Here is a 20,069-nt window from a genome sequence, read left to right on the forward strand (position 1 = left end):
GACCTGAGTCCTACTTCTTCCACACGCCTTTGAGGTTCGATCGATAGCCGAGAGCCCGGTAAGTCGCATCCACGAGCGATTGTCCCCGGCTGTTGAGCATAAGTCCGGTACCCAGCAGGTTCATCGTATATCCAAAGCTCAGGCGCGCTTGGGGATCTGCGAATCCCAACGACCCGCCCGCTCCCGCGTGACCGAACGCTGGGCTGGAGAGCACGCAGCTCTGATCCGGACCCGGCAGGGTGCGATTGTCGATTGACTTCATGAAGCCGAAACTGAACCGCGTTGGCATCAGGAGCGTCGCATCTTCCTTCGTTGCCACCGCCACTTTGCGCAAGCGTGCAATCGCGTGCCGCGCCAGCAGCCGATTGCTCGCAACCAGCGCGTAGAGACCGGCGAGACCACGCGCATTGGTCACACCGTTGACCGCGGGAATTTCGGCCGCGCGTCCTTCGCGGCTCCTGAAGTCAAAGCCACCGGTATTGGCGAGGAAGAGATGTGCCGGCGAGTCTGGCTGCTGCAACGCCGCGAGCATGAACCGCGACGACGGGATCGTCTCGTCGTAATGCGGCTGATAAAGCTCTGCTACATGGTCTTCGAGATCCACCGGCAGTCCGATCCAGAAGTCCAGCCCATTTGGGATGGCCAGCTCTTCTCGAAAGAATTTACCAAGGCTGCGTCCGGTGATCCGCCGCACGATCTCGCCGATAATCCATCCGAACGTAAACGCGTGATATCCGCACTGCGACCCCGGCGGCCAGAATGGCTCGGCACGCGCAATGAGATCGGTCATGTACGCAGCATCGTAGAAGCCGCCCGGCTTGACTGCCTCCCGGAGGTGCGGCAAGCCCGCTGTATGGTTGAGCACCATGGCAACGGTTGTTTTCTCTTTGCCAGCCTGCGCGAATTCCGGCCAATACCGGGCAACGGGTGCATTGAGGTCGAGCAGCCCGCGTTCAACCAGCAGATGGGCACAGAGCGCCGTTGCCCCCTTCGTCGCCGAAAACACCAGCGAGATGGTATCTCGTGTCCAGCGCGCGCCGTTGGAACTTGCTTGCCCGCCCCAGAGGTCGACCACCTTGCGGCCCTCGTGCAAGACGCAAACGCTTGCCCCGAGCTCGCCACGCTCCACAAAATTGGCGCAGAACGCCTGCATGACCGGCTCGAACTCGCGATCGTAGCGGCCCTCGATCTGGCTGCCACCGATTCTCTTGAGAACATCAATAACGCGCATCCGCTTCTCAATTCTTATGACTTGATTGTTGCGACGCCGGGCGTGAGGCCACGGATCGGCGCGATGCAAGGCGCGCCAGGTTCGCTTCATGGGCCGCGCGCGTGATGGGGAACGCAGCGATCAAGCCGATTGAGAGCAGATACAGAGCCGCCTGGATGGGTAGCGCGGTAAGCGCCAGATCTCTCAAGACTTCCTCACTAACCTGACCAGGCACTGCCCCTTCAGGAAAATGCACGAGGGTAAGGATCATGCCTGACGTAAAGAGGCCGACGCCCGACACGCATTTCTGTGCGAATGTGTTTGCCGAGAAGAACAGTCCTTCGGAACGCCGCCCGGTCGACAGCTCGCTTTCCTCGCTGACATCGGCAAGCATGGAAGCTGTGAGGATAGATGAGCTCACGATCAATGTTAGAGAGATAGTGATCGTGACCAGGAGGACCGGCAGGAGCAGTGGAGATCCGTTGGCGGGGAAGCAGTCCGACAGCCGCAGAACGAATGGGCAATAGTAGAAGACGATCGACAGCAGCCAAAGCGCGATGGCCGACCGTTTCTTGCCAAAACGGCGCGACAGCCTTGGCGCGGCGACAGCACCAAGGACCGACGCCGCGAGCACTCCCAGCATCAAGACCGACAGCTGGTCTGAGTTGAAGCCCCAGAAGTAGGTGTTGAAATAGGTGCTCAGCGTAATCTGGATTCCGGCCGCCATGGCACTGCATACGCCGGCGGCCAGCAGGACCAGAAACGCTCGATTGGAGAAGCTCCCCGCCATCTCTCTTAAGGCAGCGATGACGCCTCCTGCCCTATGTCCAGGCTGCTGAAGCCAGGGAATCTGTCGCTGCGTACCGGCTGCAGAAACGAGGATCGCAACGCACATGATGACGCTCGCGACAACTCCGTAGTTTGCATATCCGTCCGGGTTGAGCTGGCCGACAGGATGATCGCTGTCCGGTCGAAGGAAGACGATGAAGGCAACGAATGCCATACTGACACCACCGAACCATGCGAAGAACGTCCGATAGCTGAGAAGGCCCGTTCGGATGTCATAATCGTTCGAGAGCTCGGCGACCAAGGCAGAGCTTGGTATCTCGTAGAGCGCCAGGAAGCTGCGCACCACGATAATGGTCACGAGCAAGTAGATCGCGAGCGCCGCGTGGCTCCAATTTGACGGTGCGTTCCATAGCAGGAGATAGGTCAGTCCGGCCGGTACTGCGGCGACATACATGAACGGATGACGCCTTCCCCAAGCGGAGCGCCACCTATCGGAAACGTGACCAATGATCGGATCAATGAATGCATCGAGCAGCAAGGCAACCATCGCGATGGTTCCGACCAATTGCGCGGAAAGCCCCATCACCTGGTTATAGTAGAGCAGCAGGAGGACATTGAAGCCGTTGTCCTTGATGCCGAATGCAAGGGAGCCAACCCCGTAGAGTAACCGCGTGACCGGACTGATCGGCGGCCTATTCGCGACCATCGGTGGTGAAGGAGCAGTCCTGTCAAAGTTCGCTCTGAGATTCATGTTAGAAACCTTTTTGGGGCGCACGGTCGGGCTCGTGAGCCCGCACCGTGCTTTTGCCAGTTGGTCTGACGGCTTCAACCGCAAGGACACGCGCCGCGCGGCTCAGAATGCGGTCGTCAAGCTCGCCATGAAGTTGAGCGAATTCCTCAACCGCGGCGTCGCACTCGGATGAACGTTGTAGCTTGTGCCCAACATGAGATAGACGCCCGGATTCAGCCGGAACGAGTTGCTGACCGTTACCGACGCATAGTCGCCGAAGGGTCTGATCCCGGTGAGTGCCGCCTGAAAGTCGAGAGCGGATTTGCTCAGCGTGGTGTAACCAAGAATGAGGGCGGTCTGATCCATCGGGCGCCCGGGAATGATCCCCATGCCGTAGATGCGCCCCTCATAATAGTTCTGATACATGTTCTTGTTGGGGTCGGAGGTCATATAGAAACCTCCCACGTAGTAGCCTTGATAGGCCTCATACGGGGCTGACGAGATCTGGGAAATCTGAACGTCAGCCGCCGCGTAGAATCCCCAGTTGGTGTCGGTCTTGCGTCCGGCGGAAAAGTCGAAATAGGGCGAGGTATTGTACATGCCGCCGGCGCGCACCCAGACCGATCCCTGCGTCGGTGACGAAAACGTCTTGTAGCCGAACTCATCGATGAACAGAGCCTTGGCATCCGGGCTAGAGAATCCAAGGCCGATTGGATTGGCTTGCTGTTCGATGTCAGCTCCGTCCGGCGAAATGCTCCGCTGCACGCCAGCCTTGTTGTAGAAATTGTACGGCAGGTTGATCATGAGATTGGCGCCTGGCGCAGGCACACCCTGCCGCGAGAGACCAAGCTCGTAGGGGACAAGGGCCTGAGGCCCCGTCGCCATGCTGGCAGCCACAAGGAGGCCAAGGTAGTTCTGCGCGTTGTAGAACACGCCAGCCTGAAGCTGCACGGTATCGTCCAGCAGCGACTGGAAGTAGTAGAGGTTCGCAAACTTTGCTCCGGATGGGCCGAGTGGCTCCCAGGTTGTCCCGGTCAGCATGGCTCCGACCGAGAGCTGGCCGCCCGTCAGCCCCACCCGGCCAAGGTCATAGCTGAGCGTCACTTCCGAAAAGGAATAGGTCGTTGGTATCTGCCCTTGATAGGTTTGCGGCTTGGGCGGAGCGTTGTTCAGCATGTTGGCGGTGAACGTGTTCGTGCTGTAGGCGACGTAGCCGATGCCATATTCGGCCAACGCCGTTCGTAGCCCGTTGGGATCCTGGAAGATGGATTCCGCAGCGGGCGGAACGGTAGTGATCCAGCCCTTCATGGACAACTTGTCGAAGGCGGCGAACTTGATCATCTTCGCGACCTCCGGAGACATGGCACCGCCAGCAGCTGGCGCCGATGTCGTACTCGGCCCCGCGGACCAGGCGCGCGAGACGGTTGCAGCCGCAGCAGGTTCGGACTGCGCCGGAGGCGCGGCTGGGGCCGCGGCCTGAGCCGGCTTCTTGCGCCCAGCTACTTGTTTTCCAGGCAGGTGGCTCCCCTTCGCCCTCCCCGCGCCGTCTTCCGTCTCGGCGTGCGCCGGCGTCCCAACCAGGAGGGCCAGCGAAGCACACGCGGCAATCCCCGCGTGAAACCACGTTGTCGGCCGTGCAATTGCGGCATCGGCCAGACTGCGCGCTCGCCCGCCGCCAAGATCGCGCCGCGCGCCACCGCAATCTCTCTCAAGTCCATCCATGATCCATCCTCCCCGTCATGTTTTATGTTTGAGTATGTTATTTTTGTTTCGAGTATCCTCTATAACCCCAACAATCGCGCCGTCAAGCGCCGGCACAAGCGCAGCAAGCGGCTGCTATATCTTGCAAGTTTTTGCGAAATATCTGGCAAAACCAAGCCGATAGCACGCGAGACGACGCGACCGCGACGCATGGCGCAATAAACTCAATTCCATTTATTTTTGTTTTGGGTTTGTTGAGTGCAGGTTATGATGAGGCCATCCAGATCAACAAAAGGCAGACAGCGCGATGATCGAAACACCCCACGCAATCTCAATCGGCGCAAAAATCGCGAATCTTGCCTGGGATTCGCCGTCGGCGGACTGCATCACTTTCGAGGGCGTCACCCTGACGCGGGAGGAATTGCACCTTTCATCAAACCGGATGGCTCACGCACTGGCAGCGAGAGGCGTCAGCCTGGGGGATTTCGTCACCATTGCCTTGCCCAACGGGCTGGATTTCGTGGTCGCGACGTGTGCGGTCCTGAAGCTTGGAGCCATTCCGCAACCCGTCTCCGCCAAGCTGCCGGACAAAGAGCTCGAGGCAATCTTGTCTCTGGCTTGCCCTCGCGTGGTGATCCGCGCTGCGGTGGCGCGGCCTTCTGACGTGACGCCGGCGATGCTGATTGGGGAAACCATCGATGAGACGGATCTACCCGATCGGATCTCCCCCGCGCTTAAGGCTCCGACGTCTGGAGGATCCACCGGGCGACCGAAGTTGATCGTGTCTGGTCGAGCAGGTGTCGTCCTACCGGATGAGGGAGATTTCTACGGGATCAAAAGGGGCGATATCGCCCTGATGCCCGCCCCGCTCCACCACAACGCCCCGTTCTCGCTGGCTCTTATCGCAATTCTTGCAGGCGCCCACCTGGTATTGATGCGTAAATTCGATCCCGAAGAGCTTCTGCAAATTGTAGCGCATCGCCAGGCATCCTGGCTTTATCTCGTACCGACGATGATGCGCCGGATCTGGCAACTGCCCCAGGAGGTTCGGGACCGAAACGACATTTCCTCGCTTCGCACAGTCTGGCACATGGCCGCCCCCTGCCCACCGCGGCTCAAGGAGGCCTGGATCGGATGGATTGGCGCGGACAAGCTGTGGGAACTATACGGCGGGACAGAGAGCCAGGCAGTCACGGTCATCGGAGGCCAAGACTGGCTGTTGCACCGCGGATCGGTCGGCCGTCCGGTCATCGGCGACATAGCGATTTTCGATGACAAAGGACGACAGCTAGCGCCCGGGATTGTCGGCACCGTATACTTGAGAATGCCCGGCAGCGGGAAGCCGACATACCGCTACATCGGCGCCAGTGCCGAGCGGATCGGAGAGTGGGAGACGCTAGGCGATCTCGGCTGGATGGATGAAGACAACTATCTCTACCTCACAGACCGGCGCACGGACATGATCCTCGTCGGAGGCGCTAACGTCTATCCTGCCGAGGTCGAGGCGGCACTGGAGGAACATCCGCTTGTCGCAACGAGCGCCGTCATCGGCCTTCCCGACGAGGATCTCGGCCATCGCGTTCATGCCATCGTGCAGGCCCCCATAACAATCGACCTCGACGAGCTCAACGACCATCTGGCAGAACGCCTGGCCAGCTACAAGCGCCCACGATCCATAGAGATAGTTGCCTATCCGTTGCGAGACGATGCCGGTAAAGTACGACGATTCCAGTTGCGAGCCGACCGCGTACAAGGGGCGGCTTCTGGTGAGGTATCGAGCGTGCCGGACAAGGAACCAATGCCCCTTGAAGGTGGATCGCAGTGATGGCGCCTACCGCAGCGAGCCAATCCAGGCCGAAACGCTTCCGTCGCCGTGAGGCGGTGCTTGGCGTCGCGATCCAGTTGATCAACGAAGTCGGCCTGAGAGGAATGACCTTCGTCGAAGTTGCAAACAAGCTCGGCATTGTTGCAACCGGCATTGCGTATTATTTCCGCCGTAAAGAGCAACTGGCGAGCGCGTGCTACGTTTCGTCTCTGGAGCGCATCCAGGGCTTCATCGCTTCGGCAGACGGAACAACCGTCGAAAGTCGGCTCAAGTCCTTCCTGTCCAACTACTGCCGGTATCTTCAGGATGTGGCGGCCGGACGTGCGCTTGCGATCGTCCGTTTCGACGAGGTTCGCGTCCTTGCGGACCCAGCCGTTGATGATGCCATGGCTCAAACATTCGGCAAGTTTCGTCAGTTGCTGCGCAATCCCGCAGACAGGCGGAGCCGGGTTTCCAATGCCCATGCTCACCTGCTCTTCTCCTGGATCTTCTGGATGCCGGCGTTGCTCGAGCGGCACTCCGAAGACGAATACGACGCAATAGCCGGCATCGTTCTCAAGATATGGTTGGACGGCGTGTCGCCCCGCCCCCTCGCCGGCGGACGGCCTCGCGGTTTGGCGTATCGATCTCCGCATGGGGATGATCGGGCTGAGGACTTCCTGAAAGCTGCAACCAAAGTGCTTAATGAGCAAGGCTATGCGGGTGCATCGGTTGAGCGCATATCGGCTGCGCTGAACGTCACCAAAGGTTCGTTCTATCACCACAACGAGGCGAAGGACGATCTGGTCGTGTCATGTTTCGAACGCTCGCTGGCGCTCGTGCAGTCGGCGAAACAACAGGCAGCCAGTCTCCCAGCCTCGGGGGCAGAGAAACTCTGGGCGTTGACCGTCCACCTGATCGAGCATCAATTGCTCGGAGAGGCGCCGCTGCTCTCGATGTCCGCTCTGATGACACTCCCCAAGCACATTCGCGCCGATCTGCTGCACAAGTCCGACCGCATCACCAACGGGTTCATCCTATTGTTCAGCGAGGGTATGGCGGATGGCACGATCAGAACCACTTCGCCCGTTGTGGCCGCGTGGATGTTCTCATCGATGATCAACGCTGCCGTCGACCTGCGGGCGTGGGTGCCCGACTTGACCGTCGAGAACGTCGCCGATCTGTTCGTGCGGCCGTTCTTTGAGGGCTACGGAAGGTCTATTGCTTGACCGGATAACCGGTTGAAAAGCTTTAACTCATTCCAGTCCCTCGTCAGTCAGTTTGAGCCAGCTTCAACAGGACGGCGGACGCGAACGGCACCATGGGCGAAGAGCCGAGACTCACTAGCTACCCGAGCAAAAAGGCTGATGATGGAGAATGGCTAATCGCAGGTGCCGTCTGTCAGATGTTGCCATGCACAGCGGAATCTGCTTCGACAGCGATCATTGGCTGCACGAGCCGGCAGGCCAATATTTCGAGATGGAGTTTGCGCTAAGCATGAAGGCGTTGCGGTCATCCCTGCGTTCCGGTGACCGGTCTGGCCCGAGACCGGCGGTGCGCCGTCCGAAAGTCCCATCCGCAAACCGAGGGCGCAAGGCCCAGGCTGACAAAACCTCTGCGGCCGCAACATCTAAGTCTGAGCGCTCGCGGGACCTCATCCTGCACTCAGCTGCGCAGCTGTTTCGACGCCAGGGGTTTTCGGCCACCACGCTGCGTCAGATCGCAGCAAGGGCCAAAATCAAGGCGGGCAGCATCTACTACCATTTCGACTCCAAGGAGCAGATTCTCGACGAGGTGCTGGACCGGGGCCTCCGCCATGTGTTCGAGACCGTAAAGAATTCAGTCGAACGAGCCGGCAAGGTGCCGCACCGGCGCAGGATCGGCCTCGCAATCGAGGCCCATCTCGTCGCACTCCTCGAGACAAGCGACTTCACTTCAGCCAACATTCGAATCTACGGACAATTGCCGGAGCAACTGAAGAGGCCACACCGGCCGCTGCGGCGCGCATACGCAGAATATTGGGACCAGCTGTTCATCGATGCCAGGCAGGCTGGCGAGATCCGCGCCGACATGGAGGTTGTGCCATTGCGCATGTTCGTGATCGGCGCTCTCAACTGGACGATCGAATGGTTCAGGCTGGAGAACAGGGATGCCGTGCTCGAATTGGCTCGCCGCACCGAGACCCTGATCTTCGAAGGCGTCAACAAGCCCTGACCCCCATCTATCTGCCTTGCCAGACCGGTTTGCGCTTCTCGGCGAACGCCTTCGGCCCTTCAATCGCATCGAGGCTGGCATAGGCCTCCACATGCAGCCGCTCGGCCTCGACAAGCCCCTGTGCATGACCGAGATCCATCGCAGCGAGCACGCTGGCCTTGGCCGCCTTGACGGACAACGGTGCTCCCTCGACGATCTTCCGCGCCAACTCGTTCGCACGTTCGCGGACGGCTTGTGGCGTATCTTCCAGCGAATTGACAAAGCCGTACTCCGCAAGCCGCTCGATCGGCATCGTCTCGCCGGCGAGAACCATTTCCATCAGCAGCGGCTGCGGCACCATCCATAGCATCGGCACCGCCCATGGGGACCCGCGCCCCATCTTCACCTCGGTTATCCCCGCACGCGTGCCGCGCAAGGCGACCCTCAGATCGCACTTCAGCGCAAGCATCATCCCGCCGGCCATCAGGGATCCGGTCATCGCGGCAATGATCGGCTTCGAAACCTTCCGCATCGTGTGTTGCATGGGATCGCGCATTCGCGTGAGGATATCCACCCCGTCCCTCGCCCGGATCTCAGCAGCCTGCTTCAGGTCCAGCCCGGCGCAGAATACGCCGCAATCTGCGGAGGTCAGGATGATCACGCGGACGGACGGATCGGCTTCGGCCTTGCTCCACGCTTCGGTCAGACCGTTCATCGCCTCGACGGAGAGCGCGTTCTTGCGTTCGGGGCGGTCGATGGTCACGGTTGCGATTCCGCCCTCGGCCGAATAGCGGACCTGCTCTTTGTCGGTCACGATATCTTCTTCCTTGAATTCTAACACTTGTTAGAATACATCGCCACTCGCCAAATGCAAGAAGATGGCGCAGCTCTTGAAGCAGGAGGAAACCAATGGCGTATCTTTGGACGCCCCCCACGGAACTGGTGGACAAGAGCAACCTCAGCGCGTTCCTGCGCGCCACCGGGCTGCCGGACTACGACATACTGGCGGCCAGGGCCGACACCGACCCGGCCTGGCTCGTGCAGGAAGTGCTCAAGTTCTGCGACGTCCGCTTCTATCGCCAGCCCGAGAAGATCCTTGATCTTGCACGCGGCCAGCCGTGGGCGCGCTGGTGCGTCGGCGGGACCACCAACATCGTCCTCAATTGCATCGACAAGCATCGCGGAACGGCGGTCTGGCACGCGCCGTTCCTTGCCTGGGAAGGCGAAGACAGGCGCGAGCAGCGACGATTGACCTACGCCGAGTTCGCCTCCGACGTCGGACGGCTGGCATCGGGCCTGCGCAAGCTCGGAATCGGCAAGGGCGACGTCGTTGCCATCTACATGCCGAACCTGCCCGAGACCTTCGTCGCCTTCTTCGCGACCCTGAAGATCGGCGCGATCGTGATGCCGCTGTTTTCGGGCTTCGGCCCCGACCCGATCCGATCGCGGCTCAACCACGGCGAGGCGAAGGCGGTCATCACGGCGAACGGCACCTGGCGGCGCGGCGCCCCAGCCCCTCTGAAATCGGTGCTCGACGAGGCACTCGAAACCGCACCGAGCGTTCAGCATGTGATCGTGGCCGACCGCGGCGGCCTCGGCATCGACACGCCGATGCAGGCGGGACGCGACCACTGGTGGAACGAGATCGCCCAGGACGGAGCAGAGCTTCCGACGGCCGTGATGGACGCCGAAGACCCCGCCATCCTTCTCTACACGTCAGGCACGACCGGTGAGCCGAAGGGCTGTGTGTGGACACACATCAGCTTCATCGGCTCAATGGTCACGCGGGATATGATCATCTGCGGCGACTTCAAGCCAACCGACCTGTTTTTCTTCTTCAGCGATATGGGATGGATGGTGGGCGCGATGTGCGCCTGCATTCCGAGCTTCGCCGGCGGCCGACTGCTGGTCGCCGAGGGGACCCCCGACTATCCCGATACGGGGCGCTTCTGGCGCCTGATCGCCGAACACAAGGTCACTTATCTCGGTGTCTCACCGACCATCGTGCGCGGCATGATGCGGTATGGCGACGAGGTCGAGCAATACGACCTCTCGAGCCTGCGGATAACGGCGTCGGGCGGCGAGGCCTGGACAGAGACGCCGTGGCGATGGTTCTTCGAGCATGTCTGCAAGTCGAACATCCCGATCATCAACATTTCCGGCGGAACGGAAGTCGGCGGCTGTATCTTCACCGGCACCCCGAACCATCCGATGAATCCGTGCGCGTTCTCCCGGCCAGCGCTCGGGGTCGGCGCAGACATCGTCGACATGGCGGGTCACCGTGTCCCCGACGGCGAGGTCGGCGAACTGGTCCTGCGTCATGCATCGATCGGGCTGACCAAGAGCCTGTGGAAGGCCGACCAGCGCTATCTGGAGAGTTACTGGAAAACGATCCCGGGAATCTGGGTGCATGGCGACTTTGCCATGCGCGGCAAGGACGGCCTCTACTATATTCTCGGCCGCTCGGACGACACCATCAAGATCTCGGGCAAGCGCGTCGGCCCGGCGGAGCTCGAAGGCATACTGACCGCGACCGGCAAGGTGGCGGAAGCTGCAGTCTTCAGCGTTCCCCATCCGGTGAAGGGCTCCGCAATCGTGTGCGCCTGCGTGCCGAGCGCTACCACGCAGGATTCCCGCGCGCTCTCCGAAGAATTGTCCCAAGCGCTGGTGCACGGAATGGGCACATCATACCGCCCCGAGCGGGTGTTGCTGGTCGACGACCTGCCAAGGACGCGCAACATGAAGATCATGCGCCGCGTGCTCCGCGCCGTCTTCGAGGACAAGGACCCCGGCGATCTGTCGGCGCTCGCCAACCCGGAGGCCATCGAACACATCCGACGCAAGCTCAAGGCGTAGCAGCCGGCCCCGATTCATCCAGGCGTCAAGGCAACCGGCCAAGTCAGTTGCCTTGACGAGGACCCATCGCTCCTAGATCGGGCAATCCTTCGGAAACGTGGGCTTGCGCTTCTCCAGGTGCGAGGCCAGTCCTTCGCGCGCCTCGTTGCCGGCAAAGCCGAGGATCTCAAGCGCAGTCGACGTATCGAACAGCGGCCCGTTGACGCGAAGCCAGTTGTTCAATGCATATTTGGTCCAGCGGATCGCGCTCTGTGCGCCGGTCGCGAGATCTTGGGCCGTCTCGAGTGCGATCCTCTGGAGTTCGGCATCTTCTACGCACAGTGAAACCAGGCCGATCCGTTCGGCTTCCTCGCCCGACAGCGGCTTGCATGTGAGTAGATAATACTTGGCCTTCGCGAGGCCACAGAGCAGCGGCCAGATGATGCAGGCAACGTCGCCTGCCGCGACACCGAGCCGCGTGTGACCGTCGACGATCCGTGCTGACTTGCCGCAGATCGACACGTCGGCGAGGATGCCGACCACGAGACCGGCCCCCACGGCAACGCCGTTGATCGCCGAGATGATCGGCTTGTTGCAGTTGATGACGTTGTAGACGAGGTCCTTGGCCTCCTTCCAGGTCGCCATCCGCGCCGCCGGATTGTCGAGCAGTCCCTTGATCAGCTCGAAATCGCCGCCGGCCGAGAATGCCTTTCCGGCCCCGGTGACGATCACGGCGTTGATATCGGGATCGTTGTCGATGTCGCGCCAGATGTGGGTGAGCTGGGTATGGGTCTCCGCATCCACGGAATTGTAGGTTTCGGGGCGATCGAAGGTGATCCTTAGGATCCGTTCCGATGGATAGTCGAGCCTCAGCCTGGTGTAGGCGGCGTATCGATTGGACATGTTGATCTTCCCGCTGTTGGCGCCTAAGAAGCGTTACCAATTATTTCTAACAGATGTTAGAATTTGTAATCCGCCGGCGCAAGCACCGGTTTGGGACAAGAATGTCGAAAGACAGCGCTCGAGGAAACGTCGATGGCAACCGAGTTCAGTACTCAGATAGGCGCCGGATCCGACATCGGAACCGTCGGTACGCTATTTCAGGCCTGCGCCGAACTTCATGCCGACAGACTTGCAATTGAACACCGCGGCCGGCGCGTGACCTATGGCGAGCTGCTCGACCGGGTCCGTCGCCTGACTGCCGTGCTCGCCGCGCGGGGCCTCCAGCGGGGCGACCGGCTCGGCCTGCTGTCGCGTAACCGACCGGAATATCTCGAAATCGAGCTGGCAGCGGCCAATCTCGGGATCATCACGGCGTGCCTGAACTGGCGGCTGGCCGAGCGCGAGCTCACCTACTGTATTGAGCTGGTGTCGCCCAAGCTGCTCTTGGTCGAAGCTGATCTCGCAGCAAACCTCCCGCCCGCCGCCAGGGCGAATCCGATCCTGGAGATCGGGCCGGAATATGAAAGCGAACTCGTACGGCAGGACGGGCGCGCGGCCCCGTGTGTGGCAGAGCCGGAAGACGGACTCGTCATTCTCTACACCAGCGGCACGACCGGCCTACCGAAAGGCGCCGTCATCTCGCACCGCGCGATGGTGATGCGCGCGCTGGTCTTTTCCTCCGAGCTTCGCATAGCGCCGCACGACACGTTCGTGGCATGGACGCCGCTGTTCCACATGGCGTCGACCGACCACGCACTTGCGACCTTGCTGCGCGGCGGAACCGTGATCGTGATCGACGGATTCCAGTTGGAACCGCTGCTGACGGCCGTATCCCAACACGACATTGGCTGGCTGGTCCTGATCCCAGGCATGGTGGAGGCGTTTATCGACGGCCTGAAGACGCAGCGCGCGAAGGTGAAGGGCGTGCGTGTGTGCGGGGCCATGGCGGACCTTGTGCCCCCGCACGCCATAGCCGCGGTCACCGAACTGCTCCGCGCTCCTTATCTCAACAGTTTCGGCTCGACCGAAACCGGCCTGCCACCGGCGACGCGGGCGCTGATCCCGCCCGGTGAAGTGCCGGCCAGCCTGTCCAAGCGACAGAACGCATTCTGCGAGATCAAGCTGGTGGACACCTCCAACAACGAGGTCGCTCCCGGCGAACCCGGCGAATTGGCCATCCGCAGCCCGACGCTGTTTTCCGGCTATTGGAAGGCAGACGAGACCAATGCGCGCGACTTCCGCGGCGGCTGGTTTCACATGGGCGACGTGTTCAGGCGCAACCCGGACGGATCGCTCGATTTCGTCGATCGCGCCAAATACATGATCAAGTCGGGCGGCGAGAACATCTATCCCGCCGAGATCGAACGTGTGCTGCTGAGCGACGATCGGATCACGGAAGTCGCGGTCGTCCGCGCCGCCGACGCAAGGTGGGGCGAGGCGCCGGTCGCCTTTGTCGCCTGCCGCAACGGCGCTCCAATGACGGAAGCCGAGCTCGCCGATTTGTGCCGCCGCGAATTGGCCGGCTACAAGCGGCCGCGCGAATTCCGCTTCATCTCCTTTACGGCATTCCCGCGCTCCACCAGCGGCAAGGTCCAGCGCCACGAACTCGAACGGCTTTTGAAGACTTCCACATGAGCGACACCAGTCTTCGCGGGAAGGTCGCCGTCATCGGCATCGGACTATCGGCGGTCGGCAAGGTCCCGGGCCGCAGCCCGCTCTCGCTTGCGGCCGAGGCCGCCAGGAATGCACTCGCGGACGCTGGGCTGCAACAGAGCGAGGTGGATGGCGTGCTGTCGAGCCACGCTTTCGCCTCCCCGTTCCACCGCTTCAGCGTCGCCTTCAGCGAATATTTCGGAATTCGCCCGACCTTCTCCAATACGCTGCAGGTGTCCGGCGCGACGGCGGCGACGATGTTCAGTGTCGGCGCGGCCGCCATTCACGGCGGCCTCGCCAAGGTGGTGCTGGTGGTCGCGGCCGACAGCCTCATGACCGGGCTGACGCCGGATCTCGCGCTGCGTTCGCTGACCGAAAGCCGGGATCAGCAATACGAAATGCCGTTCGGCGTCCCCGTCGCCAACACCTTCGCGATGACGGCCCATCGGCACATGAAGGAGTTCGGCACCACGCCCGAGCAACTGGCGGAGGTCGCAGTCGTGCACAGGCGTCACGCGGCGCGGACCCGCGGCGCGCAGCAGACGACGCCGATCACCACCGCGGACGTGCTGAATTCGCCGATGGTCACGACGCCTTATCGCAAGCTCGACTGCTCGCTGATCTCGGACGGCGGTGCGGCGTTTGTCCTCACCTCGGCCGAGCATGCGCAGGCGCTCGGGATCGAGAAGCCGGTCTATATTCTCGGCTGCGGCGAGTGCTACACCCATGAGCACATCTTCCTGATGCCGTCCCTCACCACGACCGGCGCCGTCGAATCCAGCCAGCGAGCCTATGCGATGGCCGGCTACCGGCCAACCGACATGAACGTCGCCGGCATCTACGATTGCTTCACAGGCACGGTGATCATGATGCTCGAAGACCTCGGCTTCTGCCGGAAGGGGGAAGGTGGACCGTTCGTCGCCGACGGGCAGATGAGCTATGGCGGCCGAATTCCCTCCAACACCCATGGCGGCTTGCTATCATTCGCGCATTCGGGAATGCCGGGCTCACTGTTCCACTTCCATGAAGTGATCGCGCAGTTGCGCGGCCAATGTGGCGAACGGCAGGTCGAGGGCGCTTACCTGGGGCTGGTGCACAGCCTTGGCGCTGGTTTCGCCACCAACGCCACGACCATTCTGGGCACACGGGGAGCGCTGTGACGGTCTCGGAAGATTCCACCCGAAAGCCCCTGCCTGCGCCGGATGCCGACACGGCCGCGTTCTGGCGCGGCCTGCAACACGGCAAGCTTCTACTGCAGCACTGCCGCCAATGCCACCACGTGCAATACTACCAGCAGGCCACTTGCCGCGAATGCGGCAGCGACGAGCTCGAGCACAGGCCGGCAACCGGCCGCGGCAAGGTTCACTCCTTCAGTGTGGTCCACCGGGCTCCGGGCCCGGCATTCAAGGCAGACGTGCCCTACGCTGTGTTGCTCGTCGAGCTCGCGGAAGGGCCACGCATGATTAGCACTCTCATAGGCAGCGACCCGAAGGACGTCACGTTCGACATGGATGTCGAGCTTGCCTTCGACCAGGTCTCCGACCACATCACCCTGCCGCGATTCAGGAAGGCTTGAGAGGCGCGCATGAGTTCCTCTTGCATCGCCGCGCGATCGATTCTAACAATTGTTAGATTTTGGCGCCTCGTTCACGTCGTGAGGATCGCGCCCCCCCCCCCGTGGAAAGATTCACACCGACGGCAAGCCGACGACGAGCTTGCCGCGCAGCCGCCAGGACCACTCGCAATGGCAATGATGAAATCGGACGTCGCAACCTCGAGCGAGGAATACGCACGCAACCGCAGCGCTTACGCCGAGCGCGTCGCCGACCTTCGGCGACGCCGGGCCGCCGCGGCGATCGGCGGCCCCGAACGGGCGCGCAAGCTTCACAAGGATCGCGACCAATTGCTGCCGCGCGAACGGACCGCCGCGCTGGTCGATCCCGGATCGCCGTTCCTTGAATTCTGTCAGTTGGCCGGCGAAGGCTTGTACGAAGGAGTGCCGCCCGGCGGCAGCATCATCACCGGCGTCGGCATGATCTCCGGTCGTCCCTGCATGATCATCGCCAACGAACCCACGGTGAAGGGCGGCACTTATTACGGCATCACCTGCAAGAAGCACGTTCGCGCCCAGTGCTTCGCCTGGCAGCATCGCCTCCCCTGCGTGACCCTGGTCCAGTCAGGCGGCGCTAACCTGCCCGACCAACCCAATATCTTCCCCGACGACGGCCAGTTCGGCTCGATCTTCTACAACCAGGTCAGGATGTCCGCCGAAGGCATCCCGCAGATTGCCGTGGTGCACGGTCCCTCGACCGCAGGCGGCGCCTACATTCCCGCCTTGTGCGATGAGACGGTGATCATTCGAAACCAGGGCGCCATGTTCCTCGGCGGCCCGCAACTCGTCTATGCTGCAACGCGGGAGGAAGTCGGCATTGAGGCACTCGGCGGTGGCGAGATGCACAGCCGCGTCAGCGGCGTGACCGATCATCTCGCCGAGAACGATGCACACGCGATCGCGATCACGCGCGAGATCGTAGCGAATCTCGGCGAAATCCCGCGGCAGACCTGGACGGTCGCACCCGCACGCGCCCCCCTGTTCGATCCGGCCGAAATCTACGGCCTGATCTCCTCGGATCCCCGCGTTCCCACCAACAATCGCGACATCCTCGCTCGTCTCGTCGACGGCAGCGAATTCCATGAATTCAAGCCGCTCTACGGCGACACCCTGATCACCGGCTTCGCGCGGATCATGGGCTTCGAGATCGGCATCCTCTGCAACAACGGCGTGCTGTTCTCCGAAAGCGCGCTGAAGGCGACGCACTTCATCGACCTCTGCTGCAAGCGTGACATTCCGCTGCTGTTCATGGCCGACGTCACCGGCTTCATGGTCGGCCGCGAGGCGGAAGAAGGCGGCATCACCAAGAACGGCGCGAAGATGATCACGGCGATGGCGAGCGCGAACGTGCCGAAATACACGCTGATCATGGGCAATGCCTATGGCGCGGGATACCTCGCGATGTGCGGTCGGGCGTTCCGGCCGAACGCCATGATGATGTGGCCGAATGCCCGTTCCGCGATCATGGGACCTGACCAGGCCGCCACAACGCTCGCGATGGTCCGCGACGAGGTTCACAAACGCGAAGGCACGACTTGGACGAACGCCGAGCGCGAGGCCTATATGGCGCCGACCCGGCGAACATTTGAGGACTTCGCCAATGCCTACAATTTCGCCCGCAATACCTGGTGCGACATGGTGATCGATCCGCTCGAAACCCGCACCGTGATGGCGCTGCTACTCGATCTGGCCGGTCGGATCCCGCATCAGCACACCGATTTCGGCGTGTTGCGGATGTAGTCGGCAGGAGACCCGCCATGTTCAAGAAGATCCTCATCGCCAATCGCGGCGAAATCGCCTGCCGTATCGCCCGCACCTGCCGCCGTCTCGGCGTCACGGTGGCCGGCGTGCATTCCATCGCCGATGCAGACGCGTTGCATGTCAGGACCATCGGCGAATCGATCGAGATCGGTGGCGCGCCGGCCTCGGAAAGCTACCTGCGGATCGATGCGGTGATAGCTGCAGCAAAGTCCACCGGCGCCGAGGCCATTCATCCCGGCTTCGGCTTCCTGGCCGAGAACGCGGCCTTCGCCCGCGCGGTCGAAGCCGCAGGGCTGGTGTTCGTCGGACCGGCGCCGGAAACTATCGAACGGCTCGGCGACAAGGCATCGGCGAAACGCGAGGCCGTCGCGGCCGGCGTCCCCACGGTGCCCGGCAGCGAAATTCCGAGCCAGGATCCCGTCGAAATTGAACGCAGCGTTCGCCGGCTCGAACTGCCCGTCATGCTGAAGGCTGCAGCCGGCGGCGGCGGCAAGGGCATGCGGGCGATCACGACGCTCGACAGGCTCCGCGACGAAATCGAGTCCGCGATGCGCGAGGCGAAGAATGCATTCGGCGACGCGGGACTGATCGTCGAGAAATTGATCCAGCAAGGCCGGCACCTCGAAGTGCAGATCGCGGGAGACGGCGACGGCAACGTGATTCACCTGTTCGAACGCGAATGCACGCTGCAACGCCGCCACCAGAAGCTGATCGAGGAGGCGCCCGCCGCCAACCTGCCGCCCCATGTTCGCCAGCGTATCCTCGACGACGCCGTCCGGCTCGGCCGCAGGCTCCGATATCGTGGTGTCGGCACGGTCGAGTTCATTGTCAGCGGCACCGACTATTACTTCCTGGAGGTCAATCCGCGGCTTCAAGTCGAGCATCCCGTGACCGAACTGGTCACCGGCATGGACATCGTCGAGACCATGCTGCGCATCGCCGCAAGCGAAGGCCTGCCGGTTGCGCAGAACGATGTGACGTGCCGGGGCCATGCGGTCGAGGCGCGCATCTGCGCCGAGGATCCGAACGACGGCTTCATGCCGTCGACCGGCGAGGTCGCCTATGTCAGGTTTCCGTCCGATGGCATCCGCGTCGAGACCGGCATCGAGAGCGGATCGACCGTTACGCCCTACTACGACTCGATGCTGGCCAAGCTGATCGCTCACGCGGCTTCCCGCGACCAGGCACTCGATCAGCTTCACAAGGCGCTCGACGAGACGTCGATCTTCGGCGTCATCACCAACAGGGAGTTCCTCCAGCGCCTGATCGCCCTACCCGCGACCCGGGCCGCGACATTCCATACCCGCCTCATCGACGAGCAGATCGACGCGCTCACGCCGCGCGCCGATGGCCTCGCCGCCGACGCGTTGGCGCTTGGGGCCTATTTCTGGATGATGCGCCAGCGCGCTGTCAGCTCCGACAACCCATGGCAATCCAGCGGGCTGACCGGCTGGCAGATGGCGCAGGGAGACGACGGCATGTCGCCGATCCCCCTCCTGCACCTCGAGAGCGCCGGCGCCAGCGCGGAAATCCGCTTTGCGCCGTTGCAGGCGGACGGCACGATGCTGATCGGCGTCAACGATGCCAGGATTTCGGTGAAGCTTTCGCAGCTCCCTGACGGGGACTTCGCCACTGAGGTGAACGCGCGTCGCGAGACCGTGCGTATCTTCCAGAAGGATCAGGCGATCTTCGTCCACGACGCGCGCGCCGCCCATACCATGACCGCGATTCCCTATCTGCGGTACATCAGCACAAGTCCCGACATCAGCGGCGAGCTACGTGCTCCGATGACCGGCGTGGTGCTCAAGGTCAATGTTGCGGTCGGCACCCGCGTCAAGGCCGGCGATGCCGCCGTCATCATGGAGTCCATGAAGATGGAACTGCGCATCGCCAGCGAAGTCGATGGCGTCGTGACCGCAGTCCATTTCAAGCCCGGCGACACGGTCGAGCGAAATGCCGTCGTGGCCGTAATCGAGCCGGACCTCGCCCTGCAATAGCCCGCCTCTCGAGATACCAGGAAAGCACATGTTACGATTGGAAAGCGTGAACTATGAGGTCCGGGACAACATCGCGATCTTGACCCTTGACGAGCCGAACAAGCTGAACGCACTGACGACCGGCATTCGCGCAGGCATCCTCGAAGGCCTGAAGCGCGCCGACAACGACGATCAGGTGCGCGTCAGCATCATCACCGGCGCCGGCGGCAAAGCCTTCTGCGCTGGCGCAGATATCGGCAACTTCGATTTCGATCCAGACAAGGCCCGCGCCTTCTTCATCGGCGCCATGGACGTGTTGTCGGCCCCGGAACGGGCGCTGAAGCCGGTGATATCGGCCGTCAACGGTATTGCCTATGGCGGCGGCTTCGAGCTTGCGATCGCGTCCGACTTCATCTTCGCCGCCGAAAGCGCCCGCTTCGCCGTCCCCGAGATCAAGCTGGGACTGCTACCCGGCTTCGCCATCGTCCGCCTGAAGGACATCGTCGGGCGCGCGAAAGCCAAGGAGATGAGCATGCTCGGCGACCCCGTCAGCGCCGCCGAGGCATGCCAGCTCGGCATCGTTTCACGCGTCGTCCCCGACGACAGGCTTCTTTCCGACGCGCTGGCGTTCGCTGAACGCATTGCCGCGCAACCGCGCCTTGCGGTGCGGATGGCAAAGTCGTTCTACAACCGCGGCCTCGGCGGCGATGAGATGCGCCATGCGATCGATGGCTTTCCGTTCCTGCTGACGCATGCCGACGCCCGCGAAGGCATCAGCGCATTTCGCGAGAAGCGGGAACCGCAATTCGGCGAGCGGTAGCTCACCTTCGCCGTCATCGCAACCATCATCGTTTCGCAGATCG

Annotated in this window: 15 protein-coding genes; 10 read left to right on the top strand and 5 right to left on the bottom strand. The window is 62.2% G+C overall.

What is annotated here, in order from left to right; translation table 11 throughout:
- Window positions 1–10: 10 nt before the first annotated feature.
- From AC628_RS13730 to AC628_RS13740, 3 genes are all read right to left on the bottom strand, one after another.
- Entirely contained in the window at window positions 11–1,231 is a 1,221-nt protein-coding gene (locus tag AC628_RS13730; RefSeq protein WP_074127336.1) for a serine hydrolase domain-containing protein, read from the bottom strand.
- Between the two features lie 7 nt (window positions 1,232–1,238).
- Window positions 1,239–2,774: an MFS transporter gene (locus AC628_RS13735; RefSeq protein ID WP_143201586.1), complete on the bottom strand. Its 1,536-nt coding sequence runs from the start codon at window positions 2,772–2,774 to the stop codon at window positions 1,239–1,241.
- 78 nt (window positions 2,775–2,852) lie between these two features.
- Window positions 2,853–4,451 carry a carbohydrate porin gene (locus AC628_RS13740; protein ID WP_143201587.1) on the bottom strand — a complete coding sequence of 533 codons (1,599 nt, stop codon included), beginning with the start codon at window positions 4,449–4,451 and terminating at the stop codon, window positions 2,853–2,855.
- Window positions 4,452–4,737: 286 nt separating this feature from the next.
- Here AC628_RS13740 and AC628_RS13745 point away from each other — a divergent pair, with 286 nt between their 5' ends.
- The 3 genes from AC628_RS13745 to AC628_RS13755 all read left to right on the top strand — a co-directional run bounded on the left by AC628_RS13745 (window position 4,738) and on the right by AC628_RS13755 (window position 8,448).
- Window positions 4,738–6,255 carry an AMP-binding protein gene (locus AC628_RS13745; protein ID WP_074127339.1) on the top strand — a complete coding sequence of 506 codons (1,518 nt, stop codon included), beginning with the start codon at window positions 4,738–4,740 and terminating at the stop codon, window positions 6,253–6,255.
- Window positions 6,255–7,463, top strand: a complete 1,209-nt coding sequence (locus AC628_RS13750; protein ID WP_074127340.1) for a TetR/AcrR family transcriptional regulator — start codon at window positions 6,255–6,257, stop codon at window positions 7,461–7,463. Before AC628_RS13745 ends, AC628_RS13750 begins: the two co-directional genes overlap by 1 nt.
- A gap of 184 nt (window positions 7,464–7,647) precedes the next feature.
- Window positions 7,648–8,448: a TetR/AcrR family transcriptional regulator gene (locus AC628_RS13755; protein ID WP_210190202.1), complete on the top strand. Its 801-nt coding sequence runs from the start codon at window positions 7,648–7,650 to the stop codon at window positions 8,446–8,448.
- A 7-nt stretch (window positions 8,449–8,455) separates the two neighbouring features.
- Here AC628_RS13755 and AC628_RS13760 read toward each other — a convergent pair whose 3' ends face one another.
- Window positions 8,456–9,241 (bottom strand): enoyl-CoA hydratase/isomerase family protein, encoded by a 786-nt coding sequence (locus tag AC628_RS13760; RefSeq protein ID WP_074127385.1) that lies wholly within the window; start codon window positions 9,239–9,241, stop codon window positions 8,456–8,458.
- Between the two features lie 95 nt (window positions 9,242–9,336).
- Between AC628_RS13760 and AC628_RS13765 the strand changes: the two genes are divergently transcribed.
- The gene (locus AC628_RS13765) at window positions 9,337–11,283 is read left to right on the top strand and encodes an AMP-binding protein (protein WP_074127341.1); all 1,947 of its coding nucleotides are present in this window, start codon (window positions 9,337–9,339) and stop codon (window positions 11,281–11,283) included.
- Window positions 11,284–11,355: 72 nt separating this feature from the next.
- Here AC628_RS13765 and AC628_RS13770 read toward each other — a convergent pair whose 3' ends face one another.
- A complete protein-coding gene (locus AC628_RS13770; protein WP_074127342.1) occupies window positions 11,356–12,165 on the bottom strand; it encodes an enoyl-CoA hydratase/isomerase family protein in 810 nt (269 codons plus the stop codon).
- Window positions 12,166–12,297: 132 nt separating this feature from the next.
- Between AC628_RS13770 and AC628_RS13775 the strand changes: the two genes are divergently transcribed.
- From AC628_RS13775 to AC628_RS13800, 6 genes are all read left to right on the top strand, one after another.
- Window positions 12,298–13,839, top strand: coding sequence for a class I adenylate-forming enzyme family protein (locus AC628_RS13775; RefSeq protein WP_083632870.1), 1,542 nt, complete (start codon window positions 12,298–12,300; stop codon window positions 13,837–13,839).
- Complete coding sequence (locus AC628_RS13780; protein ID WP_074127343.1) at window positions 13,836–15,017, top strand: thiolase C-terminal domain-containing protein; 1,182 nt, start codon at window positions 13,836–13,838, stop codon at window positions 15,015–15,017. Before AC628_RS13775 ends, AC628_RS13780 begins: the two co-directional genes overlap by 4 nt.
- The gene (locus AC628_RS13785) at window positions 15,014–15,433 is read left to right on the top strand and encodes a Zn-ribbon domain-containing OB-fold protein (protein ID WP_074127344.1); all 420 of its coding nucleotides are present in this window, start codon (window positions 15,014–15,016) and stop codon (window positions 15,431–15,433) included. The genes AC628_RS13780 and AC628_RS13785 overlap by 4 nt, the downstream gene beginning before the upstream one ends.
- 168 nt (window positions 15,434–15,601) lie before the next feature.
- Window positions 15,602–17,209 (top strand): carboxyl transferase domain-containing protein, encoded by a 1,608-nt coding sequence (locus AC628_RS13790; protein ID WP_074127345.1) that lies wholly within the window; start codon window positions 15,602–15,604, stop codon window positions 17,207–17,209.
- Between the two features lie 17 nt (window positions 17,210–17,226).
- Window positions 17,227–19,227, top strand: a complete 2,001-nt coding sequence (locus AC628_RS13795) for an acetyl/propionyl/methylcrotonyl-CoA carboxylase subunit alpha (RefSeq protein WP_074127346.1) — start codon at window positions 17,227–17,229, stop codon at window positions 19,225–19,227.
- A 28-nt stretch (window positions 19,228–19,255) separates the two neighbouring features.
- Window positions 19,256–20,026 (top strand): enoyl-CoA hydratase/isomerase family protein, encoded by a 771-nt coding sequence (locus AC628_RS13800; protein WP_074127347.1) that lies wholly within the window; start codon window positions 19,256–19,258, stop codon window positions 20,024–20,026.
- The last annotated feature ends 43 nt before the right edge of the window (window positions 20,027–20,069 follow it).

It is taken from the genome of Bradyrhizobium sp. NAS96.2 (assembly GCF_001908235.1).
Lineage (GTDB): Bacteria > Pseudomonadota > Alphaproteobacteria > Rhizobiales > Xanthobacteraceae > Bradyrhizobium.